This window comes from Stenotrophomonas sp. A3_2, from assembly GCF_036624925.1.
Taxonomy (GTDB): Bacteria; Pseudomonadota; Gammaproteobacteria; order Xanthomonadales; family Xanthomonadaceae; genus Stenotrophomonas; species Stenotrophomonas hibiscicola.
Genome location: NZ_JAZKVY010000358.1, coordinates 39,770 through 65,001 on the forward strand (window position 1 = coordinate 39,770; position 25,232 = coordinate 65,001).

The window sequence follows — 25,232 nt, forward strand, 5'->3', positions numbered from 1 at the left end:
AATCTGAATCGGTGGCGCTGTTTTCATAACTATACAGGACATCCTGTATAGTTATGACCGTACTCCACCCCACCAGGTTCTCCCATGGCTTTGTCCCAGCCCTTGGCCGGTGCGCCGGCCCTGTCGCGTGCCCGTCGCTGGGCACTGTTGTTCACCGTCGCCGCTGGCCTGTTGCTGGTCACGCTCGACAACTCCGTGCTCTACACCGCACTGCCCACGCTGACCGAAGAACTCTCGGCCAGTGCCGGCCAGGCGCTGTGGATCATCAACGCCTATCCGCTGGTGATGGCCGGTCTGCTGCTGGGGGCGGGTACGCTGGGCGACCGCATCGGCCACCGCCGCATGTTCCTGATCGGCCTGGTGGTGTTCGGCGTGGCCTCGCTGGCAGCGGCGTTCGCTGACTCTGCAACGCAGCTGATTGCCGCGCGTGCATTCCTGGCGATCGGTGCCGCAGCGATGATGCCGGCCACGTTGGCGTTGATCGGACTGAGCTTCCACGAAGAACGCGAACGCAACATCGCCATCGCGATCTGGGGTTCGGTCGCCATTGTCGGTGCGGCGCTCGGCCCGATCATTGGCGGCTGGCTGCTGCAGCACTTCTGGTGGGGCTCGGTGTTCCTGATCAACGTGCCGGTGGTGGTGGTCGCGTTCGTGGCCACGCTGCTGCTGGCGCCGGAAGGACGGCGCGACACCTCGCGGCCATGGGACCTGGTGTCGTCAGTGCTGGCATTGGCTGCACTGTCCGGCCTGGTGCTGGCGATCAAGTCGCTGATCGCCACGCCGCCCTCATATGCGCTGGGCGCAGGCGCGCTGGTGTTGGCCGTCATCAGCGGTGCGGCGTTCGCGCGCCGCCAGCAGCAGCTGCCGTACCCGCTGCTGGACTTTGCGATCTTCCGTAATCCGGCGTTCCTGGCCGGCACGCTGTCGGCGGTGTTCACCCTGTTCGCGATGGCCGGCCTGCAGTTGGTCACCACGCAGCGCTTCCAGCTGGTGGCAGGTTTCACGCCGCTGCAGGCGGGCCTGCTGGTGTCGGTGGCGGCACTGGGCAGCCTGCCCAGTGCGCTGCTCGGCGGCAGCATCCTGCACCGGGTTGGCCTGCGCCCGCTGATCTGTGGTGGCCTGGCCGGAGGTGCGCTGGGCGTCGGCGTGGTGGCGTTCGGTTTCCCGCACGGCCTTGGTTGGGTGGTGGCTGGCATGGCCATCACCGGCTTCGGTATGGGTTCGGCCATCTCGGTGGCGTCCACCGCCATCCTCAACAACGTGCCGGCGCACCGTGCGGGCATGGCCTCGTCGGTGGAAGAAGTGTCCTATGAGTTCGGTGGCCTGCTGGCGGTGGCGATGCTGGGCAGCCTGAGTGCCGCAATGTACAGCGCGTTCCTGCCGGTCTCGGCCGATATGCCCGCGCTTGCCCGCGAGGGTTTCACCCAGGCGCTGCATGCCGCGCGCGAGAGCGGGCAGGGCGAGTGGTTCGCACTGGCTGCGGCCGCGTATGACCTTGGCTACCAGATCGTGCTGCTGGTGATCACGGCGGTGCTGGCGCTGGGTGCGGCGATCATCGCGCGCCTGCTGCGCGGCCGCGTCGGCAGCCGCGAGGGCGCGGCCGATCGCGTAAAATGAGGCAATGAGAACCAGCAAGCGCGACCGCATCCTCGACGCCGCCGTCAACGTGATCAATCGTGACGGCGTGCGTGCGGTCACCTTCGAGTCGGTGGCGGCCGAGGCCAAGCTGACCCGCGGCGGCCTGCTGTACCACTTCCCTTCGCGCGAGGCGCTGCTGCGCGGCATCGACGAGCACCTGGTGCAGGCTTGGGAGACGTCGATGGAAGCGTTGCTGGGCAAGACCGCCGAGCAGGCCACTGCGTTGGAGCGTTACCAGACCTTCGTGCGCGTGTCTGCCCAGAGCGCCACCCGTGCCGAACTGATGTTCATGCTGGAATCGGCCGACCCGGACGCCGAAGAGCGCCCGTGGGGACCGGCGGTGCGTCGCTGGGCACCGCTGCCGCCGGAGGCGGGTACAGCGGAAGACAGCGCAGCGCTCGACAATTTCGTGGCGCGGCTGGCTGCCGATGGCCTGTGGATCTACGAGGCGATGTACCAGGGCCAGCTGGATGCAGGCGTGCGCGCCCGTGTTGCCGAGCGCATCGCCGGGCTGTTGGCGAAGTCTGACGGATCACCGCACTTGTAGAGTCGACTGTCAGTCGACTGCTCTTCGCTCAGACAACGAAAACCCCGCGCTTCGCGCGCTAGTCGACCGACAGTCGACTCTACCGCTCGCGCGTCTGCCCAGCCTGCGCGGCGCTCGCGGCCAGCCACGCCCTGGGCGATACCCCCAATCGCTTGCGGAACGCCTTCGACAGCGAGGCGGTATCGGCAAACCCCACCTCGATCGCCACCTGCTTGACCGCCACGCCTGCCCGCAGCTGCGCGCAGGCCAGGCTCAGCCGCCAGTCCAGCAGGTAGCTGGCTGGCGTTGCCTCCATCACGTCCTTGAACACGGCCGCGAACGCGCTGCGCGACATGCCGGCGGTCGCGGCCATGCGCGGCAGCGTCCATTCGTCCTGCGGTGCCTGGTGCATCGCCACCAGCGTGCGTGCCAGCCGCGCATCGGACAGCCCCCGCATCAACCCGTGGCTGACGCCGGCTGCATCCGGGTGGTCGACCACCCAGCGCAGGATCTGGATCAGCGCCACCTCGAACAGGCGGTTGGTCAGCAGCCGTGACCCGCAGCGCTGGCGATCGGCTTCGGCGAACAGCAGCTGCAGGGTGTCATCCAGTTCGGTGATCGCGGCCAGCGGCACCACCATCACCGGTGGCAGCGACTGCACGATCGGATTGCGCGCGCCACCATCGAAATCCAGCGTGGCACAGGTGAAATCCGGGCCGTCCAGCGGAGCGTTGAAGAACACATGGTGCAGCGGCTGCGGATACAGCAGGAGGCTGGGTGTATCGACCTTCAACCGGGGCAGCGTGCTATCGCCCCCAGGATGACGGACTTCCATCTCACCCTGGCGCAGGATGTGCAGGAACGCACGACCGGGCTGCGGCTCGAAGACATGCTGCCCGCACAGCGGGCCACTGTGGAACAGGGCCGCCTGCACCCGGAAGCGTTCCAGCAGAGAGGAGAGTCGATCTGGCGCAGGGGTGGCGGCGCGCATGCTCATGGACGTATGGACAACATATGTGGCGCATTGAGGATGTGGCGTCCAGGGAGTCTACCTAGGATGAGCGGGTCGTCCAATCCCGGGCGCTTTCCCAAGGAGATCCACCATGTCCCGTGTCCCCCTGATCGATGCCGCCAACACCACCGCCGACCGCCAGGCCCTGCTGGGCCAGGTCCACGCTGCCTTCGGCGCCACCCCGGCCATGTTCCGCGCCGTGGCCAACTCGCCGGCTGCCCTGCAGAGCATGTGGGGTTCGTTCGGCGCGCTGGGCGGCGGTCGCCTGTCGCCGCTGCTGGGCGAGCAGATCGCCGTGGCCATCGCCAACCGCAACGCCTGCGAGTACTGCCTGGCCGCGCACACGGCATTGGGCCGCAAGGCCGGCGCCAGCAGCGAGCAGATGGCTGCCGCGCAGATCGGCCAGTCCAGCGACCCGGCCACTGCGGCGGCGCTCGACTTCGCGTTGAAGGTGGTCGAGCAGCGTGCGCAGATCGCCGACGGCGACGTGCAGGCGCTGCGCGCGGCTGGCTTCGATGATGAGCAGGTCGTCGAGATCCTCGCGCATGTGGCGCTCAACCTGTTCACCAACTACGTCAACGTGGCGTTCGACGTGCCGGTGGACTTCCCGAAGGTCGCGCTGCGCTGAGGTGTACCGGGCCGGGGGACGCAGTGCTCCCGGCCATCCTCAGCGGGCGTGGCCGTCGTGCGCCTGCAGCCGCTCCGGATGGGTATACACATTGAACCCGCTTTCCCGCGCGAACCCGACCAGGCACAGGCCGGCGCTGCGGGCCAGATCGATCGCCAGCGCGGTCGGCGCGGACACCGCCGCCAGCACGCTGGCGCCGGCGCGCACTGCCTTGCTGACCATCTCGTAGCTGGCCCGGCTGGAAATCACCAGCAGGCCGCCTTCGATGGCGTGTTCGTTGTGGTGCAGGGCACCGATCAGCTTGTCCAGTGCATTGTGGCGGCCCACGTCCTCGCGTACCCAGCCGATGCGCCCACTGGCGTCGGCCCAGGCCGCGGCGTGGATCGAGCCGCTTGCCGCATTCATCGGCTGGTGCTGCGCCAGGCTGGCCAACGCCCGCTGCAGGGCGGTGGCGGAATAGCTGCGGCGCTCGCGGATCTGCGGCAGTGGGCGCAGCACTTCTTCCAGCTGGCGCGTGCCGCACAGGCCACAGCCACCACGGCCGGGCAGCAGGCGCCCATTGTCGGGGTCGAGGTTTGCGCCGGGCGCAGCCTCGTCCACGGTCATCTGCAGCTCGATGCCTTCCAGCTGTGGGTGGATATCGATCGACAGCAGCTGCGAGGGCGCGCTGATCAGGCCTTCGCTGAGCGAAAATCCGAGTGCGAAGTCCTCCAGATCACAGGGTGTGGCCATCATCACGGCAAAGGCGGCATCGTTGTAGCGCAGCGCCACCGGCACTTCCTCGGCCACCACGTCGACCTGCTGCTGTTGCGTGCCGCCGCGCCAGCGCTGCAACGGGCGTTGGGCGGTGCCGGCAGGCGGGGTGTGCGGCGGGATCGAATCAGGCATGCAGCGCGTCCGGACAAGGGAGAAACGCGGGCGGGCCACCGCCTGCGGTTTCGAGGATAGCGCAGTGGTCGCGCGCAGACGCGGCTGTAACCGTTGCCATGGCAGGTTGTGCTGAAAACAGCCTGTGCCCTCTGGCGAAGCGCCGCGGGCCGTGCTTGACTGTGCGGCTGGTCGTGCCACTGAATGCACCGCCGGACCGCGTTGTGCCGTTCGTTGCTGCGTTCCTTCCGCCAGGTTCCCGAACATGTCCGAGCAGAAACCGCCGCGCTACAAGCCCTACAACCAGCCGGCCGGAGGCTGGGGTGCCGCTGGTGCCACCGCCAAAGTGCTGCTGCAGCAGAGTGTGATCGGCAAGGGGTCGAAGGCGCTGCTGGCGATGAACCAGCCCGGTGGCTTCAAGTGCCCCAGCTGTGCGTTCCCCGATGCCGACGAACGCAGGAAGCTGGAGTTCTGCGAGAACGGCGCGAAGGCACTGGCCTGGGAAGCCACGCAGTTCCGTGCCGGTCGTGAGCTGTTCGCCCGGCACACCGTGACCGAGCTGATGGCGCAGACCGACTACTGGCTGGAGATGCAGGGGCGGCTGACAGAGCCGATGCGCTACGACGCTGCGACCGATCACTATGTGCCGTGCAGCTGGGACGATGCCTTCGCACTGATCGGCCGTCACCTGCGGGCACTGGACAGTCCTCACCAGGCCGAGTTCTACACCTCCGGGCGCACGCCCAACGAAGCGGCGTTCCTGTATTCGATCTTCGTGCGCGAGTTCGGCACCAATAATTTCCCGGACTGCTCGAACATGTGCCACGAGCCGACCAGCCGCGGGCTGCCGCCGGCCATCGGGGTGGGCAAGGGCACCATCGTGCTGCAGGATTTCGATCACGCCGAGGCCATCTTCGTGATTGGCCAGAACACCGGCACCAATTCGCCGCGGATGATGAGCAACCTGGTGGAGGCACGCAAACGCGGCATCCCGATCGTGGCGGTCAACCCGATGCCCGAGCGCGCGCTGATCCGCTTCGCAGAACCGCAGGACGTGGTGCAGATGGCCACGTTCGGTTCGACAGAGATCAGCAGCGAGTTCGTGCACATCCGCATCGGCGGCGACCTGGCCCTGATCAAGGGCATGATGAAGGTGATGTTCGAGCGCGAGGCGCAGGGTGAGCGTGTGCTCGACCATGCATTCCTCGCCGAACACACGGTGGGCCTGGAGGCGCTGCGCGACGACGTGATGGCGCAGGACTGGGATCAGATCGTGCAGGTGTCCGGCATTTCGCAGGCGCAGATCCGTCGCTGTGCGGAGATCTACATCCGCTCCAATGCCACCGTGATCTGCTACGGCATGGGGCTGACCCAGCACCAGTACGGCTCGCGCCTGCTGCAGCAGGTCGCCAACCTGCTGTTGCTGCGTGGCAACTTCGGCAAGCCCGGTGCTGGCATCGGGCCGATCCGGGGCCATTCCAATGTGCAGGGCGACCGCACTGTCGGCATCGATGAAAAGCCGAAGCCGGCCTACCTGGACCGCGTGCAGCAGGTATTCGGCTTCGACCCGCCGCGCGAGCATGGCCATCACGTGGTCGAGTCGATCGAGGCGATGCTGGCGGGCAGCGCCAGGGTTTTCATCGGCCTGGGCGGGAATTTCATCCATGCAGTGCCTGACACACCGCGCGCGTACGAGGCGATGCGTGGCCTGGACCTGACCGTGGGTATCGCCACCAAGCTCAACCGTGGGCATCTTGTTCATGGCCGCGATGCGCTGATCCTGCCGGTGGTGGCGCGCTCGGAGCGCATCGTCACGCCGGCCGGCGAGCAGTTCGTCACCATTGAAGACGCGATGTCCAATGTGACCGCCTCGCGGGGCGTACTCGAGCCGGTCAGCCCCGATGTGTTGCCCGAGGTCGAGATCGTCTGTCGCATGGCGATGGCCACGCTGCCACGCAGCAGGGTCGACTGGGCAGGCTGCATGCACGACTACGCACACATCCGTGAGTTGATCGCGGCCGTGTACCCGGAGATCTACACCGGCTTCAACCAGCGCATCCAGCAGCCGCACGGCTTCCATCTGGATATCCCGCCGCGTCGCCGCGTCTGGCCCACGCCCAATGGCAAGGCCAACATCCTGGTGATGCCTGGCCTGGACGTGGATGATCCGGTTCACGATCCCGACATGCTGCGGCTGGCCACCGTGCGCTCGCACGATCAGTACAACACCACCATCTACAGCTACAACGATCGCTATCGCGGCGTGTACAACGATCGCATGGTGCTGTTCATGAACATCGAGGACCGGCTGGCGCGCGGGCTGCGGAAGGAGGCGCTGGTCAGCCTGGAGACGATCAGCAGTGATGGCGTGCAGCGACGCATCGAAGGCTTGACCGTGCTCGATTACCCGATGCCGCGCGGCGCGCTGGCCGGCTACTACCCCGAACTGAACCCGTTGCTGCCGCTGGATTACCACGACGGGATCAGCGGCACCCCCGCAGCCAAGTCGATCCCGGTGCGGATGCGGGCGATGCCGGCGGTCACCTAGCAGTGGATCAATCCAGTCCTATGGGCTTCCGGCATGTGGATTGGGTTCATCCAGCGCAAAGGAGCAACGGAAATAGTTGGCGGTATCCCGCCAGGCGCCAACGATCGGTTCCTGGATCTGCGCCAGCAGTTCACGGGCCTTGACGGGATCGTTGGCCTGGCAGGCGAAGTACGCGAATGATTGCAGGTTCCATGGCGAGGGATAACGTGACATCACGTCTTCGAAGCCGCGCTTCATGGTCGGCCAGTTCACTTTCGACTCGGTGAACAGACGGTCCTCGTACTCCCGCTGCGAGGCGACCCAGTAGATACGGGCGTACAGCATGTATTGGTCCTGCGGTGGGGCCGCAGCCATGACCCTGCGTGCATAGGCTTCCAGGCCAGCCGGATCGCCGCCCCACTTCGGAGCGAAATAGCGCACGGCAGCAAAGTAGAGCGGGAAGTAGCCCGGATAGCGCGCGATGCCTTCGTCATGCAATGCGAAGAAGCGGTCTGCATCCCAACTCTGTTCGATCGCCCGGTGTTCCATCGACTCGTACCAGTACGGGTCCGTGCTGGCGATGTCCTTGTACTTCAGCAGGTAGTCAACGGCCTGCTGCTGCAGCGCCTTGAACGGAGCCCAGTCCTCTTCCTTCACCGTATTTGCATAGCCGGGGCCGCGGATGCTCCATCCCTGGTGGCTGAGCATCTCAGCCATGGCCAGGCGCGCCGACGGCGACCTGGGGTAGCGCGAGATCCATGCCTGCACGAGTTTCTCGCGACCCTGCCAATAGGCCGGGTCACGGTTGCTCATGCTGAAGGCATAGCCGATGCCAACGTAGTACGCCGAGAGCTTCCAGACACCGCTGCTGAAGTAGCGATCCGTATCCCGGTAACGACTGGCGAGTTGCTCCAGTCTGGCGAAATCCTGCTTCTCCAGCAGTTGCTTTGCCTGCCGGGAGACTTCGGCGCGTTCGCTTGCTTCATCTTCACCGGATGCACCGGCGTGGGCGATGGTCGCGCACGACAACAACAGCATCACAAGCAGTGTTCGCATGAATCCATTCATGGGAGAAACTCCGTGTCAGGGACAGGGGCATGGCAAGGCAGTGGGCCACGATCGCCATCTCGCCATAGCAGGGGCCGTCGCGCAAGTCGGCAGCGTGGATGCCAGGCGGGCGTGGGCGCTGCCACCCCATGCTGTGCAGTTGTGCATCGGCTATCATCGGCGGGTGAACCTGCCTGGCCTCATACTGCGATGGATGCTGCTTGTTGCCCTGGTGCTGAATGCACCGGCGCTGGCGCTCGCCGCGTCTTCCTACAGCGGTCCGGCCAGCCAGGACCATTGCGTGGCACCGCACTCGGCCGGGATAGCTTCGGCGGGGTGTTGCGATGATGCAGGTCCGGCGGCTTGCCAGAGTGGCCAGTGCGAATGCCCGCTGGCGTACTTGGGCATGTTGGCAACGCTGAACGGGACACCAGCCTCCCTTTGGCGCGAGGCGCCCGCTCCAGCCAGTAGCCAGCAACGCGCGCCCCCGTTGATGCCGGATCCGTTGCGTCCCCCCATCGCGTGAATTCCTGCAGGCCTCAAGCGCCTGCCATGACTGTTCGACTTTCTCTCGGCGCTACCTGCGCCTTCAATGCGTGGGTGGCGGGCCGCTTTGCCCGCCTCTGCAAAGGAATCACTCAATGAACCGTACTCTTTCCCTCGGCCTGCTGCTGGGCACCGTGCTGGCCACGACCGCCTGCGCTCGTGCCGCCGAAGAATCCTCCGCGGCACCGGTCGCCAGCGAAGCACCGGCCCAGGCCAGCCCGGCCAAGATCGATCCAGCCTTGCCGGTCGCCATCGTGCACAAGACCGCCAGCTGCGGTTGCTGCGGCATCTGGGTCGACCACCTGAAGGCCGCCGGCTTCCAGGTCGATGTGCGCGACACCGATGACATGAATCCAATCAAGGTCCGCTTGGGCGTGCCGGTCGGCAAGGCCTCCTGCCATACCGCCGAGATCGGCGGTTACGTGGTCGAGGGTCACATCCCGGCCGAGGACATCAAGCGCCTGCTGGCCGAACGCCCGGCCGCGCGCGGGCTGGTGCTGCCCGGCATGCCAGCCGGTTCGCCGGGCATGGAAATGCCGGACGGCTACGTGCAGCCGTACACCGTCGAGCTGGTGCGCACCGACGGCAGCACCGAGCCGTTTGCCGAGCACGGTCAGGGCGGCTGATGGACGGAGGGTGCCGGTCGTCCTGACCGGCACTCTCCGACGCGTCTTGTGTAGAGCCGAGCCTATGCTCGGCTGTGTTTGGCCGGCAAGCTGAGCATGGGCTCGGCTCTACAGGATCAGCGTGCCGTGGCCGTTTCCTTGGCCAACTGCGCGTCGAACTTCTTCTCGGCCGCATCCGCGTAGGCTTTGCAGCTCAGTACGTTCTCGCTGGCGTTGCTGCCAGCAGCATAGTTCCAGTTGCTGGCGCCCGGATGCGGAGTCAGCAACAGGTCGCAGGGCAGGCCGCGCACCATGGCGAAGCTGCGTCGGTAGTCCTGGACCAGGCGGGGATAGCGGGCGTTGCCCTGGAGCTGGTAGCCCGGCGCGCTCAGGCTGTCGGCATAGGCGATGCGCACCGGCTTGCCATCGCGGGTATCGGTCCAGGTCCAGGCAGTGCTGCCCGGGGTGTGTCCCGGCATGAAGTGCGCGGTGAACGCGATGCCGCCCACGTTGACCACCTCGCCATCCATGATGATGCGGTCGGTGCTGACCGGCGGAAAGGTGATGCTGTCGCCAAAGTGCAGGTCGTTGCTGCCACCGCGCGCCAGCAGCGCGGCCGATTCGGCGTTGGCCACCACTTTTGCACCGGTACGGCGCTTCAGTTCCGCCACCGGGCCGGCATGGTCGGCATGCGCATGGCTGAGCAGGATCAATCGCAGGTCCTGCGGGGCCACGTCGCGCAGCTTCATGTTGTCCAGCAGGTGACCGGCCATCTGCGGCATGCCGCCATCCAGCAGCACGGCGCCGTCGGCGGTCTGGACCAGCAGTGCGGTAAGGTCCTCGGTGCCGATCTGCCAGGTGTGGTCGGCAATCTGCAGCGGTGCCATCGGCTGCAGCCATGAACTGTCCACCGTGTAGGCCCGGAGCTGGGGCAGCGGTTCGTCGGCGGCAGTGACATCAAAGGCAAGCGTGGCAGCCAGGGCGAGGGTAGTCAGGCAGAGGCGCATGGCAGAAAGGTGTCTGGACTGGGGCCGATGAAGCTAGCACGCGGGCCGCGCCGGCCGTTTCGCGAATAATTCATGGCTGCCATAAGCTCCGCCGCAGTCGATGCAGGGATTGTTCGCTTGCTGTGGATTGTGAATCCATCTCCACAGGCTGGAGCGCAGAATCGGCCGGGGCTAGTCTGCTTTCAGGCTCAAGGAGGTGGACCATGCATGTGCTCATGGTGATGCTGGGTGGCGTGCTCCTGCTAGGGGTGTTCCTGCTGTTTGGCCGCCTCTGGAGCGTGGGCACCTCGCAGCTGTCCACGGCGCTGATCGCCTTCATCGCCACCTGGCTGCTGGTGGCCGTGGCCAACATGTGGGTGGGGGTCAGCAGGGCCGGTTACGCAGTACGCGAGGAGCTGCCGATCCTGCTGCTGGTGTTCGCCGTGCCGGCGCTGCTGGCCGGTTTCCTGTACTGGCGCCTGGCGCGCTGAAGGAGTTGCATGAGTACCCGACTGCGCCTGCCCGCGCTGCGCCACCGCGATGGCCATCATGCCCGCGTGACCTACGAAGAACTGTTCTTCGACCTGGTCTACGTGTTCGCGGTCACCCAGCTCAGCCACCATCTGCTGCATCACCTGGACCTGGCCGGCGTGCTGCAGACCCTGGTGCTGTGGTTCGCGGTCTGGCTCGGCTGGCAATACGCGTGCTGGGTCAGCAACTGGTTCGACCCGGAGGCGCCGCGCATCCGGGGCCTGATGTTCGGCACCATGCTGCTGGCGTTGTTGATGTCCTCGTCCATTCCCGAGGCATTCGCCGATCGTGCGTGGATCTTCGCCGGGGCGTACGCCACGATGCAGGTCGGACGCACCGCGTTCGTGTTGCTGGAGGTCGGCCGCAACCATCCGTTGGCGCCGAACTTCCGCCGCATGCTGGCCTGGGTCAGCGTGTCGGCCTGTTTCTGGCTGGCCGGCGCGGCGGCCGAGGGCCACCTGCGGCTGGCACTGTGGGCGATGGCGGTGGCCTGCGAATACATCTCGCCGATGTTTGGCTTCGCGTTCCCGGGCATGGGTCGTTCGCACACCCGCGACTGGACCATTGAGGGGGGGCACCTGGCCGAACGCTGCCAGCTGTTCGTCATCGTCGCACTGGGTGAGACGTTGCTGGCCACAGGGGGTGTGCTCAGCGACGTCGAGCACTGGGACCTTGAAGTGGTATCGGCGGTGCTGGCCACCTTCGCCGGCACGATTGCCATGTGGTGGCTGTACTTTGGCATCTCCAGCCACGATGCCACAGAGGCCATCACCCACGCGGAAGACCCCGGACGGATGGGGGCCAACTTCCATTATGTGCATGCATTGCTGATCGCCGGCATCATCGCCACCGCGGTGGGCAACGACCTGGTGATGGATCACCCGGAAGCGGCGATGACGCCGGTATATGCAGCGGTGCTGGCCGCCGGGCCGTTGATCTACCTGCTTGGCAGCGCCCTCTACAAGCGCGTTGTGTACGGGCGCGCCCCGTATTCGCATCTGTTCGGTGCCATGGCGCTGGTTGTGTTGGGCGTGGTCTTGCCGCACAGCCATCTGCTGGCCGCCGGTTGGCTGACCAGTGCGGTGCTGCTGGCCGTGGGGTTGATGGATACGCGGTTGAAGCGTCGCCTGCAGCGGGCGTGATCCGTTGCGTCAGCAAAGCGCTCCAGCCGCCATCGAGCGCAAGCGCTGAGCAGTCGATTGACACTCGACTTCAGCACCGCTGCACAAGAAATGCTGGCAGGCTAGGCCAGCGCGGCGGCCATCGCGGCAAGCTTGCCCACCGTGTTCATGTTGCGGGCAGTGCCTTGCTGGGCATAGGGCATCCGCAGGCGCGAGCCGGCCATGCCGTCTCCGTAATGGATGAAGATCTCGCGCGTGCCGAGTGCGAGCTGTTCGTCGCGCAGGCCGGTCACGCCGTCGAGCGGATCGGCGGGCAGGCTGCCGTCGAGGAACAGGGCGACCACACGGTTGCCGGCCGCCTGCGGAAATGGATTGCGCGCCACCACGCCGGCGATCTCGTTGGCCGAGCGCACCAGCACGCCCACCGGCTTGCCAGCATAGACCTTGAGCCGCTCGCCGAGGGCCTGGCGCACGCCCGCCTCGTCGAGCGAGCTGCGGAACACCACGTTGCCGCTGGCGATGTAGGTGCGGACATCGGCGAAGCCTGCGTCCTCGCACATCGCCACCAGTTCGCGCATCGGCAGCTTGCCGGTGCCGCCGACGTTGACCGCGCGCAGCAAGGCGACGTAGGCGTTCATGGCGTCCCCGCCTGCAGGCGGTCGTACATGCGTACCAGGTCAACCAGGGTGCGCGCGCCCATCTTGCGCATCACCTGCGCACGACGCACCTTGACCGTGATCTCGCTGACCCCGAGGTCAGCGGCGATCTGCTTGTTGAGGCGGCCGCGCACCACGCCATCGACCACCTCACGCTCGCCCGCGCTCAATGAATCCCAGCGCTGCTGCAGGGCGCACAGCACGTCGCCGTCGCGGCGGCGCTGGCGGTCGATCTCGATGCCCCTGTGGATGGCATCGAGCAGCTCCTGGTCACGGAAGGGCTTGGTCAGGAATTCGATGGCGCCGTCCTTGATTGCGTTGACACCCATGGCGATGTCGCCGTGGCCGGTGATGAACACCACCGGCAGCCGCAACCCATGGTTGCCCATCGTGCGGTGGAATTCCAGGCCGCTCTGGCCGGGCATGCGCACGTCCAGCACCAGGCAGGCCGGTGCGTCTACCAGGTCGTGTTCAAGGAACGCCTGGGTGGATGCAAAGGCGTGCACCCGCAAGCCCATCGATGCCAGCAGGTCTTCCAGCGCCGCGCGCACCGACGGATCGTCGTCGACCACATACACGATGGGTGCCGGATCGACGGCAGGGGTAGCGGGCCTACGCATGTTGGGCATCCGTGACGATGGGCAGGTCGAACACGAAGCAGGCACCGCCGCCTGCCGGCCGTTCGGCGCGGATCTGGCCGTCGTTGGCTTCGATCATCGAACGGCTCAGGCTGAGGCCCAGGCCCAGCCCGTGTGACTTGGTGGTCCAGAACGCATCGAAGACGCGTTCGGGATGGTCGGCGGGCAGGCCGACGCCACGGTCGCGTACGCTGAGGCTGACACGCTGGCCGTCGCGCCGGGTCAGCAGCGACAGACGCCGGTCGCCTGCGGGTATGGCTTCCATTGCATCCACTGCATTGAGGATCAGGTTGCCGATCACCTGCTGCACCTGCACGGGGTCGGCGTGTACCTGTGGCAGGTCGGGGTCCAGCAGCAGGGCTACGGCCACGCCATGCCGGTTCAGTTCGCTGCGCGACAGCGCCAGCATTTCCTCCACCGCCTGGTTCAGGTCGAAGGCGCGTCGTTCCGGTGCCGCGCCCTGGGTCAGACCGCGGATGCGGGCGATCACGTCACCGGCGCGGTGCGCGTCGGCGAGGATGCGGGCCACGGTCTGCCGGGCCTTGTCCACGTTCGGCGGGTCCTGCGCCAGCCAGCGCTGGCAGGCTTCGGCGCTGCTGGCGATTGCGGCCAGTGGCTGGTTGACTTCATGGGCGATGGAGGTGGTGAGCTCGCCTACGGTGGACGCGCGTGCCACCCGCAGCAGGCGGCCCTGCGCTTCCTGCACTGCGGCCTTGGCCGCTTCCATGTTCAGAGCGAGATAGGTGGTGATGCCGATCACCAGCATGCCGATCACCGAGTTGACCAGGCCGATGCGGTAGGTGCCGAAGCGGGTCAGGAAGAAGCTCAACCCGGTCAGCGCGATGCAGGCGATGGCCAGGGTGATCAGCCCGCGCGCGCCCAGCACGCGCGACGCCGCAAGGATGACCGCTGCATAGAAGCAGGCCGCGGCAACCGCATAATCGGTGACGGTGTCGATCAGGAAGATCGCCGCCATCACGACGATCAGGGCCAGCAGCACCAGCGGGCGGCGGGGCGACAGCGATGGCATCGGGGAGCTCCCTGGCGTGGGGGAAAAGGATAGCAAAGCCATCACCGTTGGATGCCGACCTTGGTCGGCGTGCTCTCGTGCGGTGGGTGCCGACTCCTGGTAGGTGCCGACCGTTGGTCGGCACAGCAATTGAATGGCGGGGGCGATGAGGGCTTGTGCCGAGCACGGCATCGAGCTCACCGGCATCCACCGTGGTGGCGTACAGCACCGCTTCGATCTCCACATCGCGCTCGCCGAACGGGCGCTGGTCCACCGCGCGCACCGGGTAATGCGCCTGCTCAAGCAGCAGCAACAACCGGTCCAGTACCTCGGCCTGCTGCTCGCGCTGGCAGACCACGTTGATCGCATAGGTCGCCTCGCTGAACGCTTCCGGCAGCGGCTGCCGCTGGATGCGGTTCACCACCGGCCGCAGCAGGGTATTGGCGGCCAGCACGAACACCGCTGCCAACACCGCCTCCGGCAGCAGCTTGATGCCGGCACACGCACCCACCGCCGCCGAGCCCCACAGGGTGGCGGCGGTGTTCAGGCCGGACACCTGGGCGCCGTCCTTCATGATCGCACCGGCGCCGAGGAAGCCGACGCCGGAGATCACATAGGCCACCACGTGCAGCGGCGAGGGTGGACCACCGTACAGGTCATGGAAGCGCACCGCCAGATCGACGAGCACTGCCGCGCCCACCGCCACCAGCGTGTTGGTGCGCAGGCCTGCGGTGCGCTGGCGCAGCTGCCGCTCCAAGCCGATGGCCGTGCCCAGCAGGAACGCCACCGACAGGCTGATCAGCGAGCTCAAGGTCGCGCCGGCGTTGAAGGCCGGCAGGTTGGGATCGATGTCCATTGTGTTTCTCCCTGGACAAGCGGCGGGCGTTTACTGCCACCCGTACCGGCGGATGTAGAACTTCTTCAGCGCGGTGGTCAGCACCGCATAGCCGAACAGGATCGCCACCAGGAACGGCCAGTAGCCAGCCGGCAGCGCCTGCAGCTTGAAGTAACCGGCCAACGGGCTCATCGGCAGGGCCACGCCGATGGCCATGATCAGGCCGGTCATCAGCAGCAGTGGCGGCGCGGCGATGCTCTGCAGGAACGGTACCTTCGGCGTACGGATCATGTGCACGATCAGGGTCTGGGTCAGCAGGCCGACCACGAACCAGCCGGACTGGAACAGGCTCTGGTCGGCGGCGGTGCGCGCATCGAACACGTACCACATCAGCGCGAAGCAGGTCAGGTCGAAGATCGAGCTGATCGGCCCGAAGAACACCATGAAGCGGCCGATGTCCGCCGGGTTCCACTTCAGCGGCCTGCGTACCAGTTCCTCGTCCACGTTGTCGAACGGAATGGCGATCTGCGAGATGTCGTACAGCAGGTTCTGCACCAGCAGCTGCAGCGGCAGCATCGGCAGGAACGGCAGGAAGGCGGAGGCCACCAGCACCGAGAACACGTTGCCGAAGTTGGAACTGGCGGTCATGCGGATGTACTTCAGCATGTTGTTGAACGTGCGCCGGCCCTGGATGACACCTTCCTCCAGCACCATCAGGTTCTTTTCCAGCAGGATGATGTCAGCCGCCTCCTTGGCGATGTCCACTGCACTGTCCACGCTGATGCCGATATCGGCCGCACGCAGTGCCGGGGCATCGTTGATGCCGTCACCGAGGAAGCCGACCACCTTGCCTTGGGCGCGCAGCTCGCGTACCAGCCGTTCCTTGTGCAGCGGCGTCAGCCGCGCGAACACGCGGTGGTGGTGCAGTGCCCGTGACAATGCGCCATCATCCATGCGCTCGATCTGAGGGCCGGTCAGGATGGTGTCGGCGTCCAGCCCCACCTGCGCGCAGACGCGGGCGGTCACCAGTTCGTTGTCGCCGGTGAACACCTTGACCTCCACGCCATGCGCGGCCAGCGCCTGCAGCGCCTGCGCTGCCGATTCCTTCGGCGGGTCCAGGAAGGCGACGTAGCCGACCAGGGTCAGGCCACATTCGTCGGCCTGCGAATAGGTGGTCTGGCTCGCGGCGGTCTCCTTCATCGCCACCGCCACCACGCGCAGGCCCTGTTCGTTCAGCTCTTCGGTGGTCTGCCGCACGCGGGCCAGGCGATGTTCATCCAGCGGCATGTCCTGGCCGTTCTCGCGCACGGTGCTGCACACCGCCAGCATTTCTTCCACTGCCCCCTTGCAGATCAGCTCATGATGGTCCTCGCGCTCGGACACCACCACCGACATGCGGCGGCGCTCGAAGTCGAACGGGATCTCATCCACCTTGTGGTAGTCCTGGGACAGCCGCAGCGAACTCTGCAGCTCCACGTGCTCCAGCACCGCACGGTCCAGCAGGTTGATCAGGCCGGTCTGGAAGTGGCTGTTGAGGTAGGCGAACTTCAGCACGTCTTCCGAATCGTGACCGAACACGTCGGTGTGGCGCTCCAGCGCGATCCTGTCCTGGGTGAGCGTGCCGGTCTTGTCGGTGCACAGCACTTCCATCGCGCCGAAGTTCTGGATGGCGTCCAGGCGCTTGACGATCACCTTGCGCCGCGACAGCAGCACCGCACCCTTGGCCAGGGTGGAGGTAACGATCATCGGCAGCATTTCCGGCGTCAGGCCCACCGCCACCGACAGCGCGAACAGGAATGCTTCGGTCCAGTCGCCCTTGGTCCAGCCGTTGATCAGCAGCACGAACGGCACCATCACCAGCGCGAAGCGGATCAGCAGCCAGCTGACACTGTTGACGCCGGCCTGGAACGCGGTCGGCGCACGGTCGGTGGCGGTGCTGCGCAGGGCCAGCGTGCCGAAATAGGTGCGGTTGCCGGTGGCCAGCACAACGGCCGTGGCAGTGCCGGACACCACATTGGTGCCCATGAACAGCAGGTTGTGCTGTTCCAGCAGGCCAGCCAGGCCGTCGCCGGGGTATGCGAACTTTTCCACCGGCAGCGATTCGCCGGTCATCGCTGCCTGAGCGACGAACAGGTCCTTGGCGGTCAGCACGCGGCAATCGGCTGGAATCATGTCGCCGGCCGACAGCACGATGTGGTCACCGGGCACCAGTTCGCGGATCGGCAGGTCCAGCAGGCGCGCCGGGCGCCGGCTGTGCAGGTGCGCGCCGAAGTACTGGTCGGCCACATCCGCAGCCTCGGTGCCCGGATTGCGGCGCAGCACGCGTGCGGTATTGCCGACCAATGCCTTCAGCCGCTCGGCGGCGCGGTTCGAGCGACCTTCCTGCACGAAGCGGATCAGCGTCGACAACAGCACCATCGCGCCAATCACGATCGTCGCCTTGATGTCCTCGGTCAGCCAGGACACCGCCGCCAGCACGGTCAGCAGCAGGTTGAACGGATTGCGGTAGCACTGCCACAGATGGCGCCACCACGGCAGCGGCTTCTCGTGATCCACCTCGTTGGGGCCGAGCGTGGCCAGTCGCTCCTCGGCCTCATGCGGGCTGAGGCCATCGGCATGCGATTCCAAGGTGGCCAGCAGCTGGGTTTCATCCTGCTGGGCAAGGGTGACCAAGCCGGTGGTAAGCGCGAACGGCGCCGCTTCGGCGCTGCCCGGGCCAAACCCGGCTTCGGGCATCGCGCGGCGGCGGAACAGGTTGCCTGCGCGACGGCTGCGCAGGAAGGCGTTGAACCAGGCATTGAGCAGGCTCATGGGACGCTCCTCGAATGTCAGAGCCGGCCGCAGCCGGAACACGAACGGAATGGGTGAGGCAGATCAGGCGTGGCGCATCGCCAGCACTGCCGGCGACCACGGCTGCATGTGCAGGCGCTGGCTGCCGCCGACGCACAGCGGCTTCATTGCATCGCGCAGGGGATAGGGCAGGTGGCGCAGCACGGTGATGCGCTCGCTGATCGGCAGCAGCGACAGCGCGTCGGCCACCACGCGTGGCGAACCGAGTGACAGCGAACGGGCAAACATCACGGGGCCGTGCTGCAGCAGCTGGCTGCGCAGCGCGGCAACATCGCGCTCGCCGATCAGGCGGCGCAGGGTGATGTAGAGGATCTTGTAGGACATGGGGGTGCTCTCCAGGCAAACGGCGCCTGGCGGCCCCCCGTCACTCAGGCAGGCAGGGGCCGGCGGGCAGGCGCCAGGAACAGGCAACAAGCGGTCATCCGGGGCGCGGTGCGCCCGGCAGGGTCGGGGTCCATCTGCGTCTCCATGAGGGGAGGGTGCCGGCCAGGATTGCCCTGGCCAGTGGCGCTATTGTCCGCCCCTGAATGGGACGGGCCTAGAGGCTCGTGGGTTAGCCCGGCTATACCTTGGTATAGCCAGCATGCGCAGCGCCAGTCGAGGGCTCAATGATGGATCAATGCGAAGCGCTGGTCTGCTTGCACACGTCGTACTCGCCGCGGCTCAGCGTCTTGTTGCGGTCGGTGTCGCAGGCGTGCAGTCGTTCGGCCCAGTCCGGTGCCACGGCATCCACCTCGGCCAGCGTGACGATGCCGTCCTTGTCCTTGTCCAGCGATTCGTAGGCAGGGATGAGCCTTACTTCTGTCACATCCTCGGCGGCGGTGGCCTTGCTGGCCTCCTGCGGATTGGAACAGGCGCCCAGCAGCAGGCCCGCAGATAGCGAGAGAGCGATGGGAAGGCAGCGATAACCGGTCATGGCGTGCTCCTGGGGAAAGGGCGAACCACCGGTGCGGTGGTCACCGCCGGATCTTCTGCGCGGAGCTGTAAGCGGGCTGCGAAGAATGGGGCCGTGGACCGTTGCCGGTGGGTCGCCATTCACCTGGCCGCGCAGCAGCGATTGCGCGGAGTCGGCGCTACCCTCGAACGGTGGGATGCCGGCCAGCGGCCGGCACTACCATCTGCTCAGAAACGGTCGGCAAAGGCGTCCGTCGCCCGCACCAGCGCATCCACCGTGGCCGGCTCGTTCGCGCTGTGGCCGGAGGTCACCATCTCCAGCCGGGCTTCCGGCCAGGCCTTGGCCAGATCCCACGCACTGCGCGGCGGGCAGATCATGTCGTAGCGCCCCTGCACGATCACGCAGGGCAGGTGGCGGATGCGATCGATATCGCGCAGCAGCTGGTCCGGCTCCAGGAAGACGCTGTTGCGGAAGTAATGCGCTTCAATGCGGGCCTTTGCCAATGTGTCCAGCGGGTCGTCGGTGGATTGCGCATCCACGTCGTGCTGCAGGGTGGCCGCGTTGTCCTCCCAGCCCAGCCAGGCCTGCGCGGCTTCGATGCGGGTCGTCTCGTCCGCGCTGTCCAGCCGCGACCAGTAGGCTGCGATCATGTCGCCGCGCTCGGCTTTCGGAATGTAGGCCTCATAGCGGTCCCAGCGCTCCGGGAAGATCCAGCGCGCACCGCCGTTGGCCTCGGCGAACCAGCGGTTTTCCATTTCGCGGCCGAGGAATACGCCACGCACGATCAGGCCGGTGGCGCGCTCGGGATGCGCCTGTGCGTAGGCCAGTGACAGGGTCGACCCCCAGGAGCCGCCATAGACCAGCCAACGCTCGATGCCCAGGTGCTCACGCACCGTCTCGATGTCCGCCACCAGGTCCTGCGTGGTGTTGTCGCGCAGCTCGCCGAACGGGGTGGAGCGGCCGCTGCCACGCTGGTCGATCAACACAATGCGGTAGCGTGCCGGATCGAAGAAACGGCGATGGGTAGCTGAAATGCCCGCGCCTGGGCCGCCGTGCAGGTACACCACCGGAATGCCGCCCGGCGTGCCGCACTCTTCGATGTGCAGCGTGTGCATATCGCTTACCGGCAGGGTGAACTCGCGATAGGGCTCGATGGCGGGGTACAGGGTGCGCATGGCAGGTGTCTCACAAGCTGGGGCGGCCAGCATAGCGCCGCCACCTGCGGGCTGCAGCGACGGGCTCCTGCGCGGCGCTGGAAATGGGCTGGCCGATGCGCATAAGCTTCCGCGATGCAAGCGACCACGACCGGGACGTCAACCTTCAACTTCACCCTCTGCAGCGGCGCGCGCGAGCTGCTGAAGTGGATCGCACTGCTGGCCATGACCGGTGATCACGTGGCCAAGGTGGTCTTTGGCGGCTACGTACCGGTGGTCAGCGAACTGGGGCGCATTGCCTTCCCGCTGTTCGCGCTGGTGATGGCCTGCAACCTGGCCCAGCCCGGGGCCGACCTGCGCAAATCGATACGCCGGCTCGCGTTGTGGGGGCTGATCGCGCAGCCATTGCACGCATTCGCGTTTGGTTCCTGGCTGCCGCTCAACATCCTGCTTACCTTCACTTTGGCGGTCGTGGCCGTTCATGCGCTGGCGAACCATCGGCCCGTTCTGCTGTTGCTGGCTGCCGGCGTGCTGCCGATGTTCGTGGATTACCAGTGGGCGGGTGTCGGCTGCGTGCTGCTGGGATGGATCGCGTTCCGGCATCGCGCGTGGTGGCTGCTGCTGGTCGGGCTCGCAGCAGTGTGCTGGGCGAACCACAACGGCTGGGCATTGCTGGCCGTGCCGGTGGTGCTGCTGGCCGCGCGGGTGACATGGCCACTGCCGCGCTGGCGGTGGGCGTTCTATCTGTACTACGTCGGGCACTTGGCGGTACTGGCCGCGTTCGCACAATCGCGTCCCTGATGCGGGTCGTCAAGGCAGCAGGCAATCGTCCCTGTCCGATGGAACCGGTTCGATTCCGCTCCCACGATGCATGTCGCGGCCGCATCCGTGGCCGCGCAACCACGCAAAGGGAGCACTCCATGAGCATTGAAAAGATCCTGTACACCGCCCAGGCCACCGCTGTCGGCGGCCGCGAAGGCCATGCCGCGTCGTCGGACAAGGCGCTGGATATCGCACTGTCGACGCCGGCGGAGCTGGGGGGCACTGGCGGCAAGGGCACCAACCCGGAACAGCTGTTCGCGGCAGGCTATTCCGCGTGCTTCCTGGGGGCCCTGCGTCATGTGGCCGGCCAGGAGGGCGTGAGCATCCCCGACAATGCTTCGGTTACCGGTCGCGTGGGCATTGGCCCGGTCAGCACCGGCTTCGCCATCGACGTAGCGCTGACCATCTCGCTGCCGGGCGTCGACAGCGAGCAGGCACGTGCTCTGGTCAGCAAGGCCCACGTCGTTTGTCCGTACTCGCATGCCACCCGCAACAACATCAACGTCGCGCTCATCGTAGCCTGAGCCCACAGCCGCAGCGGGACCCGACCGCTGCGGCTTTCGGGTTTACCCTGGCGCCATCCAGTCCAACGGTGATGCGGCAAGAAATGCCTGCACCGCGCTGGACAGTGCGTCCGACTGCGCAGCGCTCCCATCCAGCCGGAACTCACCCAGCACGTGCAGGGTGCCGGCGCCGTCGTCATCGTTGCGATGCCCGGCAAGCAGCACCGGCACCCGCGCCAGTCGCGCAAGCCGCAACGGTGCGGGTTGGTGATGGCCCGGCAGGGCGGAATGTGCCATCAGCAGTGGGTCCAGCAGCGCGATGATCGTGGCGCCACGTTGCAGCTGCCGCCAGCCCTGGCCGGGCATGGACGATGATCCGATGTCCAGGCGATGGCCCTGGCCCTGCAGTGCCGACAGGATTCGATGCTCGGCCGAGCCTGGAGCGTGCGGGCAGCGGATGAAGTAGTGTGCCGGCGCACCCGGCCGGTCCAGCACGGCGGCGATGGCCAGTTCGACATCACCGGTGGGTAGCACGCAGACCACCCGGCGCCTGCCGGCTCCTGCTGCCCAGAGCGCCTGAGGGTCTTTCCAGGTGATCAGGCGCGCATGCCGTTTCACGGCGGGGAAGGGGAGTAAGCGCAGGTGGCGCAGGCGCATGCGTCGCAGCCACGCGTGCGCCAGCACGATGCTGCCCAGCCTGCTCGCCGTGCCGGCGGGCAGGCCGAGCTGTTGCAGGGCGCTACAGGCGCTCTGGTAGCGACGGGGTTGCAGGCAGGGCCCCAGCGCAGTGGAGATCCGGCAGGCGATGCGCCGTTGTTGCGACGGCGACAGCAGGCGCGCGGCGACGCCGCCCAGGCGCAAGCTGGCCTGATCGAGTGCATGCCGGCTGAACAGCCGCAGCAGCCACCAGCGTTCGCCCATGCGTCGTGCCCACATCGCGGTCTCTCCGTGTCCTGACATTCGGGACGAACAGGGTCGCGGTGGGTGGGAAGTGTAGAAACCGGACAAGTACGAATTGTGGGGGGGGGGGGGTAGAGATTCGGGCGGAATACGACATATCAATCGTCGAATTTGGACATCGTCCTACATCGATAGGGAGAGGGCGATTGCATGCTGACCGTCCCCGATCTTCCTGCGTGCGTCCAGCGCCGCCTTCTGCCATGCCGTCGTCCCGTCCCGCCATCGCAGCGTCCCCGTACCGCCTGCACGCCCGTGCTGGCGCGGGTCCGGCCGATGGCGGCGAGCTGCTGGCACTGCGACGCTACCCACGTCGGCTGATGCTGGCGTGCGGGGCGGTACTCAGCCTGCTGTCGATCAGCGTGCTGATCACCCTCATCGTGGTCCAGGTGAACGCCTACGAGGCCCGTCGCATCGCCGATTTCCGCCGTGCCCACAATGCATTGCAGATCCAGCTGGCGCGGCAGGATGCCAGCTACGCCCGCCTGGCCAACATGGCCGAGTACGCCTGGGGCCACGACGCGCGATTGGGCCAGGCCAGTTCCGATGCGATGTACCAGGCGTACCTGCAGGGTGGCCAGCGGCTGCTGGTGGTGGCCGACGACAGCAGCCGGCCGCAGATGGCACTGGGCCTGCAGACACTGCAGTGGCAGCCGCGGGAGCTGAAGCGCTACCTGCAGCTGAGCGCCGCCGTCTCGCTGATCCAACGCCTGACCCGCACCTCTGATGAAGGCGAGCCAGTGGGGGCTTCATACTTCTTCGACCCCAGCGGACAGTACCTGTCGCTGGACAACGGCCTGACCGAGCGCAGCCTAGCGGACGCGCTGGGCATGCGCTCGCGCGAAGAGATCTTCGCGCACCTGCGGGCCCCGGCGCAGCTGCTGGCGCCGGCCTCGCTGCATGACCAGGTGCCGTTGCTGGAGAGCCTGGCGCGCAGCGACGCGCCGCAACGTACCTTCGGCCGCCATCCGATCAGCGGCGAATCCTCGCTGGTGTCGGTGTTCCAGGCCAGTGCCGGCGACGCCCCCATTGCCACGTTCGTCGCGTACGAACCCCTGGCCCGCTTGCAGGACCTGCTTCGCCGCAACAGCCAGGGCCACCTGATGCTGCTGGACCGTGACGGCCTGCGCGTGCTGTCCAGTCGCGAGGATGCTCATGATGTTGCCAGCGCCGATGTCGACTGGGTGCTGCTCGGCAATGCCACCCGCGCACGCTTCCACAACGGGCGCTTCACCCTGGCGCTGGCGGTGAACGGCACGCCCTGGACGCTGGTGGAAACCTATCGCTGGCGCGACATCCTGCGTGGCATCGCGCCGATGCTGCTGTCGGGTGTGGCCTCACTGATCGCCGCGCTGGCCGTGCTGTGGGTCTTCCTGCTGTGGCTGCACAAGCGCATGTACATGCCAGCGTTGAGCCAGGTGAAGGCCATCTATGCGCGCGACCAGCGGCTGCGATTGCTGCTGGAGTACGTCCCGGTCGGGGTCGCGCTGCTGGACGCCCGCAGCGGCGAAGTGCAGGACCTCAATAGTCCCTTGCAACGGATGGATCGCGCCTGTGGTGGCCGCTTGATTCCACAGCTGCGTGCCGCGGTGGAGCAGGCTGATCTGGCCGATGGCCCGGTCACCCTCGGCGGTGAGCTGCCGCTGGCCAGCGATCCGCAGCAGCGCCTGTTCCACCGTACTCATGTCCACTGCGGCGGGCACGCGTGGCCGGGCGGGGTGCTGCTGATGGTGGAGGACATCAGCGAGGACATGCGCGCCCTGCTGGCCGAGCGAGCGCAGACCGCTGCCGCCGAATCATGCAGCCGCGCCAAATCGCATTTCGTGGCGGCGATGAGCCATGAGATCCGCACGCCGTTGCACGGCATCATCGGCCACCTGGAACTGCTGGCGCGCGCGCCCCTGCCCGCAGAGTCGATGGAACGGGTGCTGCGCCTGCGCCAGTCCGCCGATTCACTCATGGACATCATCACCGACGTGCTTGACCTGTCGCGCATCGAGTCCGGCCAGTGGACACTGACGCCCGAGCGCTTCTCACCGGCGGCGATGCTCGAGCGGGTGGCGCTGCTGTATGCCCCGATGGCCAATGCCAAGGGCCTGCAGCTCGATTGCGTGGTGGGTGCCGACGTGCCGGAAGGTGCCGTGGCGCCGATGGCGGCGATCGAGCGGGTGCTGCGCAACCTGGCCAGCAATGCGCTGAAGTTCACCGCGTCCGGTCGTGTGCAGCTGGGTGTGTCGTGCCGTCGCGAGGCTGCCCAGGCCTGGTTGCGTTTGGAGGCGACCGACTCCGGCATCGGCCTGAGCCAGGCAGAGTGCGACCGCCTGTTCCAACCCTTCGTGCAGGCAGACACCACCATCCTGTCGCGATTTGGCGGCTCCGGGCTGGGCCTGGCGTTGTGCCAGCAGCTCTGTGAACGCATGGGCGGACGGATCTGGGTGGAAAGCACGCCTGGGGTCGGCAGCCTTTTCGCGTTCGAAACCCCGCTGGCGACCTCGGTCACGCAGGTCGCGGCCGTACCACTGGCAGGCCGGGTGGTAGGCCTGTTGGCCGCTGCCGGGCCGTGGCGCACCGAACTTGAGCGGCGGCTGCGCGGCTTCGGCGCACAGGTGGTCACACCGCAAGTGCTGGCACAGGCGCCATGGCTGGAACTTCCCGAGGAGGCGACGGTGGTGATGTTCGAGCCTGGCCTGGGTGAATGGGAGGGGGTGTTGCGCTCCGGCCGTGCGTGGGTGCGGGTCTGCCGCGAAGGTCCGCTGCGTCCGCAGTGGCAAGGGGAGGGGCAGGTGGTGTCCTGCTATGCCAGCGAATCGCTGTATCAGGCTCTGGTTCAAAGCGAGCCAGAACCGCCAGTGAATGTCGCAATCGGATAAATTGCATGG

22 protein-coding genes and 1 pseudogene are annotated in these 25,232 nt (G+C 66.8%); 10 read left to right on the forward strand and 13 right to left on the reverse strand.

Going from position 1 to position 25,232, the window contains the following annotated elements:
- Positions 1 to 84 precede the first annotated feature (84 nt).
- Together R5H29_RS19400 and R5H29_RS19405 are read left to right on the forward strand one after the other, a co-directional pair.
- Positions 85 to 1,617 (forward strand): MFS transporter, encoded by a 1,533-nt coding sequence (locus R5H29_RS19400; RefSeq protein ID WP_155029622.1) that lies wholly within the window; start codon positions 85 to 87, stop codon positions 1,615 to 1,617.
- A 4-nt stretch (positions 1,618 to 1,621) separates the two neighbouring features.
- On the forward strand, positions 1,622 to 2,185 hold the full coding sequence (locus R5H29_RS19405) for a TetR/AcrR family transcriptional regulator (RefSeq protein WP_111101893.1): 564 nt from the start codon (positions 1,622 to 1,624) through the stop codon (positions 2,183 to 2,185).
- A 79-nt stretch (positions 2,186 to 2,264) separates the two neighbouring features.
- Here the strand turns inward: R5H29_RS19405 and R5H29_RS19410 are convergent, their stop codons facing one another.
- On the reverse strand, positions 2,265 to 3,161 hold the full coding sequence (locus tag R5H29_RS19410; protein WP_332329654.1) for an AraC family transcriptional regulator: 897 nt from the start codon (positions 3,159 to 3,161) through the stop codon (positions 2,265 to 2,267).
- 106 nt (positions 3,162 to 3,267) lie between these two features.
- Here R5H29_RS19410 and R5H29_RS19415 point away from each other — a divergent pair, with 106 nt between their 5' ends.
- Positions 3,268 to 3,804, forward strand: a complete 537-nt coding sequence (locus R5H29_RS19415; protein WP_019659816.1) for a carboxymuconolactone decarboxylase family protein — start codon at positions 3,268 to 3,270, stop codon at positions 3,802 to 3,804.
- A 39-nt stretch (positions 3,805 to 3,843) separates the two neighbouring features.
- On the opposite strand, the gene fdhD is transcribed toward R5H29_RS19415, so the two are convergent.
- The gene (gene fdhD, locus R5H29_RS19420; protein ID WP_288041585.1) at positions 3,844 to 4,692 is read right to left on the reverse strand and encodes a formate dehydrogenase accessory sulfurtransferase FdhD; all 849 of its coding nucleotides are present in this window, start codon (positions 4,690 to 4,692) and stop codon (positions 3,844 to 3,846) included.
- A gap of 244 nt (positions 4,693 to 4,936) precedes the next feature.
- Here fdhD and R5H29_RS19425 point away from each other — a divergent pair, with 244 nt between their 5' ends.
- Positions 4,937 to 7,219, forward strand: a complete 2,283-nt coding sequence (locus R5H29_RS19425) for an FdhF/YdeP family oxidoreductase (protein WP_332329655.1) — start codon at positions 4,937 to 4,939, stop codon at positions 7,217 to 7,219.
- A gap of 18 nt (positions 7,220 to 7,237) precedes the next feature.
- Here R5H29_RS19425 and R5H29_RS19430 read toward each other — a convergent pair whose 3' ends face one another.
- Positions 7,238 to 8,254 carry a DUF4034 domain-containing protein gene (locus R5H29_RS19430; RefSeq protein ID WP_332329656.1) on the reverse strand — a complete coding sequence of 339 codons (1,017 nt, stop codon included), beginning with the start codon at positions 8,252 to 8,254 and terminating at the stop codon, positions 7,238 to 7,240.
- Positions 8,255 to 8,886: 632 nt separating this feature from the next.
- Between R5H29_RS19430 and R5H29_RS19435 the strand changes: the two genes are divergently transcribed.
- Complete coding sequence (locus tag R5H29_RS19435) at positions 8,887 to 9,417, forward strand: DUF411 domain-containing protein (protein WP_332329657.1); 531 nt, start codon at positions 8,887 to 8,889, stop codon at positions 9,415 to 9,417.
- Positions 9,418 to 9,533: 116 nt separating this feature from the next.
- Here R5H29_RS19435 and blaL1 read toward each other — a convergent pair whose 3' ends face one another.
- Complete coding sequence (blaL1, locus tag R5H29_RS19440; RefSeq protein ID WP_332329658.1) at positions 9,534 to 10,403, reverse strand: L1 family subclass B3 metallo-beta-lactamase; 870 nt, start codon at positions 10,401 to 10,403, stop codon at positions 9,534 to 9,536.
- A gap of 203 nt (positions 10,404 to 10,606) precedes the next feature.
- Between blaL1 and R5H29_RS19445 the strand changes: the two genes are divergently transcribed.
- Complete coding sequence (locus tag R5H29_RS19445; protein ID WP_332329659.1) at positions 10,607 to 10,873, forward strand: hypothetical protein; 267 nt, start codon at positions 10,607 to 10,609, stop codon at positions 10,871 to 10,873.
- A gap of 9 nt (positions 10,874 to 10,882) precedes the next feature.
- Positions 10,883 to 12,055 (forward strand): low temperature requirement protein A, encoded by a 1,173-nt coding sequence (locus R5H29_RS19450; protein WP_332329660.1) that lies wholly within the window; start codon positions 10,883 to 10,885, stop codon positions 12,053 to 12,055.
- Between the two features lie 101 nt (positions 12,056 to 12,156).
- On the opposite strand, the gene R5H29_RS19455 is transcribed toward R5H29_RS19450, so the two are convergent.
- The 8 genes and pseudogenes from R5H29_RS19455 to pip all read right to left on the reverse strand — a co-directional run bounded on the left by R5H29_RS19455 (position 12,157) and on the right by pip (position 20,092).
- Complete coding sequence (locus R5H29_RS19455; RefSeq protein ID WP_180876805.1) at positions 12,157 to 12,672, reverse strand: DUF1697 domain-containing protein; 516 nt, start codon at positions 12,670 to 12,672, stop codon at positions 12,157 to 12,159.
- Entirely contained in the window at positions 12,669 to 13,310 is a 642-nt protein-coding gene (locus tag R5H29_RS19460; protein ID WP_332329661.1) for a response regulator, read from the reverse strand. The genes R5H29_RS19455 and R5H29_RS19460 overlap by 4 nt, the downstream gene beginning before the upstream one ends.
- Positions 13,303 to 14,358, reverse strand: a complete 1,056-nt coding sequence (locus tag R5H29_RS19465) for a sensor histidine kinase (protein WP_171953041.1) — start codon at positions 14,356 to 14,358, stop codon at positions 13,303 to 13,305. Before R5H29_RS19465 ends, R5H29_RS19460 begins: the two co-directional genes overlap by 8 nt.
- Before the next feature lie 139 nt (positions 14,359 to 14,497).
- Positions 14,498 to 15,193 (reverse strand): annotated as a pseudogene (locus tag R5H29_RS19470) (MgtC/SapB family protein); the annotation flags it as partial.
- 30 nt (positions 15,194 to 15,223) lie between these two features.
- Entirely contained in the window at positions 15,224 to 17,983 is a 2,760-nt protein-coding gene (gene mgtA / locus R5H29_RS19475; protein WP_332329662.1) for a magnesium-translocating P-type ATPase, read from the reverse strand.
- Between the two features lie 63 nt (positions 17,984 to 18,046).
- Positions 18,047 to 18,346 (reverse strand): hypothetical protein, encoded by a 300-nt coding sequence (locus R5H29_RS19480; RefSeq protein WP_155029611.1) that lies wholly within the window; start codon positions 18,344 to 18,346, stop codon positions 18,047 to 18,049.
- A 292-nt stretch (positions 18,347 to 18,638) separates the two neighbouring features.
- The gene (locus R5H29_RS19485; RefSeq protein WP_019337231.1) at positions 18,639 to 18,938 is read right to left on the reverse strand and encodes a hypothetical protein; all 300 of its coding nucleotides are present in this window, start codon (positions 18,936 to 18,938) and stop codon (positions 18,639 to 18,641) included.
- A gap of 206 nt (positions 18,939 to 19,144) precedes the next feature.
- A complete protein-coding gene (gene pip / locus R5H29_RS19490; protein ID WP_332329663.1) occupies positions 19,145 to 20,092 on the reverse strand; it encodes a prolyl aminopeptidase in 948 nt (315 codons plus the stop codon).
- Positions 20,093 to 20,206: 114 nt separating this feature from the next.
- Here pip and R5H29_RS19495 point away from each other — a divergent pair, with 114 nt between their 5' ends.
- Both R5H29_RS19495 and R5H29_RS19500 read left to right on the forward strand, forming a co-directional pair.
- Positions 20,207 to 20,872 carry a TraX family protein gene (locus R5H29_RS19495; RefSeq protein WP_332329664.1) on the forward strand — a complete coding sequence of 222 codons (666 nt, stop codon included), beginning with the start codon at positions 20,207 to 20,209 and terminating at the stop codon, positions 20,870 to 20,872.
- Between the two features lie 119 nt (positions 20,873 to 20,991).
- Positions 20,992 to 21,417, forward strand: coding sequence for an organic hydroperoxide resistance protein (locus tag R5H29_RS19500; RefSeq protein WP_332329665.1), 426 nt, complete (start codon positions 20,992 to 20,994; stop codon positions 21,415 to 21,417).
- A gap of 42 nt (positions 21,418 to 21,459) precedes the next feature.
- Here R5H29_RS19500 and R5H29_RS19505 read toward each other — a convergent pair whose 3' ends face one another.
- Positions 21,460 to 22,332 (reverse strand): hypothetical protein, encoded by an 873-nt coding sequence (locus R5H29_RS19505; protein ID WP_332329666.1) that lies wholly within the window; start codon positions 22,330 to 22,332, stop codon positions 21,460 to 21,462.
- Between the two features lie 224 nt (positions 22,333 to 22,556).
- Here R5H29_RS19505 and R5H29_RS19510 point away from each other — a divergent pair, with 224 nt between their 5' ends.
- A complete protein-coding gene (locus R5H29_RS19510) occupies positions 22,557 to 25,223 on the forward strand; it encodes an ATP-binding protein (RefSeq protein WP_332329667.1) in 2,667 nt (888 codons plus the stop codon).
- The last annotated feature ends 9 nt before the right edge of the window (positions 25,224 to 25,232 follow it).

What these genes read in the sequence shown, in the direction of transcription:
- R5H29_RS19400 (WP_155029622.1), top strand. Translation starts at nt 85, where the DNA reads ATGGCTTTGTCCCAGCCCTTGGCCGGTGCGCCGGCCCTGTCGCGTGCC.
- R5H29_RS19405 (WP_111101893.1), top strand. Translation starts at nt 1,622, where the DNA reads ATGAGAACCAGCAAGCGCGACCGCATCCTCGACGCCGCCGTCAACGTG.
- R5H29_RS19410 (WP_332329654.1), bottom strand. Translation starts at nt 3,161, where the DNA reads ATGAGCATGCGCGCCGCCACCCCTGCGCCAGATCGACTCTCCTCTCTG.
- R5H29_RS19415 (WP_019659816.1), top strand. Translation starts at nt 3,268, where the DNA reads ATGTCCCGTGTCCCCCTGATCGATGCCGCCAACACCACCGCCGACCGC.
- fdhD (WP_288041585.1), bottom strand. Translation starts at nt 4,692, where the DNA reads ATGCCTGATTCGATCCCGCCGCACACCCCGCCTGCCGGCACCGCCCAA.
- R5H29_RS19425 (WP_332329655.1), top strand. Translation starts at nt 4,937, where the DNA reads ATGTCCGAGCAGAAACCGCCGCGCTACAAGCCCTACAACCAGCCGGCC.
- R5H29_RS19430 (WP_332329656.1), bottom strand. Translation starts at nt 8,254, where the DNA reads ATGCGAACACTGCTTGTGATGCTGTTGTTGTCGTGCGCGACCATCGCC.
- R5H29_RS19435 (WP_332329657.1), top strand. Translation starts at nt 8,887, where the DNA reads ATGAACCGTACTCTTTCCCTCGGCCTGCTGCTGGGCACCGTGCTGGCC.
- blaL1 (WP_332329658.1), bottom strand. Translation starts at nt 10,403, where the DNA reads ATGCGCCTCTGCCTGACTACCCTCGCCCTGGCTGCCACGCTTGCCTTT.
- R5H29_RS19445 (WP_332329659.1), top strand. Translation starts at nt 10,607, where the DNA reads ATGCATGTGCTCATGGTGATGCTGGGTGGCGTGCTCCTGCTAGGGGTG.
- R5H29_RS19450 (WP_332329660.1), top strand. Translation starts at nt 10,883, where the DNA reads ATGAGTACCCGACTGCGCCTGCCCGCGCTGCGCCACCGCGATGGCCAT.
- R5H29_RS19455 (WP_180876805.1), bottom strand. Translation starts at nt 12,672, where the DNA reads ATGAACGCCTACGTCGCCTTGCTGCGCGCGGTCAACGTCGGCGGCACC.
- R5H29_RS19460 (WP_332329661.1), bottom strand. Translation starts at nt 13,310, where the DNA reads ATGCGTAGGCCCGCTACCCCTGCCGTCGATCCGGCACCCATCGTGTAT.
- R5H29_RS19465 (WP_171953041.1), bottom strand. Translation starts at nt 14,358, where the DNA reads ATGCCATCGCTGTCGCCCCGCCGCCCGCTGGTGCTGCTGGCCCTGATC.
- mgtA (WP_332329662.1), bottom strand. Translation starts at nt 17,983, where the DNA reads ATGAGCCTGCTCAATGCCTGGTTCAACGCCTTCCTGCGCAGCCGTCGC.
- R5H29_RS19480 (WP_155029611.1), bottom strand. Translation starts at nt 18,346, where the DNA reads ATGTCCTACAAGATCCTCTACATCACCCTGCGCCGCCTGATCGGCGAG.
- R5H29_RS19485 (WP_019337231.1), bottom strand. Translation starts at nt 18,938, where the DNA reads ATGACCGGTTATCGCTGCCTTCCCATCGCTCTCTCGCTATCTGCGGGC.
- pip (WP_332329663.1), bottom strand. Translation starts at nt 20,092, where the DNA reads ATGCGCACCCTGTACCCCGCCATCGAGCCCTATCGCGAGTTCACCCTG.
- R5H29_RS19495 (WP_332329664.1), top strand. Translation starts at nt 20,207, where the DNA reads ATGCAAGCGACCACGACCGGGACGTCAACCTTCAACTTCACCCTCTGC.
- R5H29_RS19500 (WP_332329665.1), top strand. Translation starts at nt 20,992, where the DNA reads ATGAGCATTGAAAAGATCCTGTACACCGCCCAGGCCACCGCTGTCGGC.
- R5H29_RS19505 (WP_332329666.1), bottom strand. Translation starts at nt 22,332, where the DNA reads ATGTGGGCACGACGCATGGGCGAACGCTGGTGGCTGCTGCGGCTGTTC.
- R5H29_RS19510 (WP_332329667.1), top strand. Translation starts at nt 22,557, where the DNA reads ATGCCGTCGTCCCGTCCCGCCATCGCAGCGTCCCCGTACCGCCTGCAC.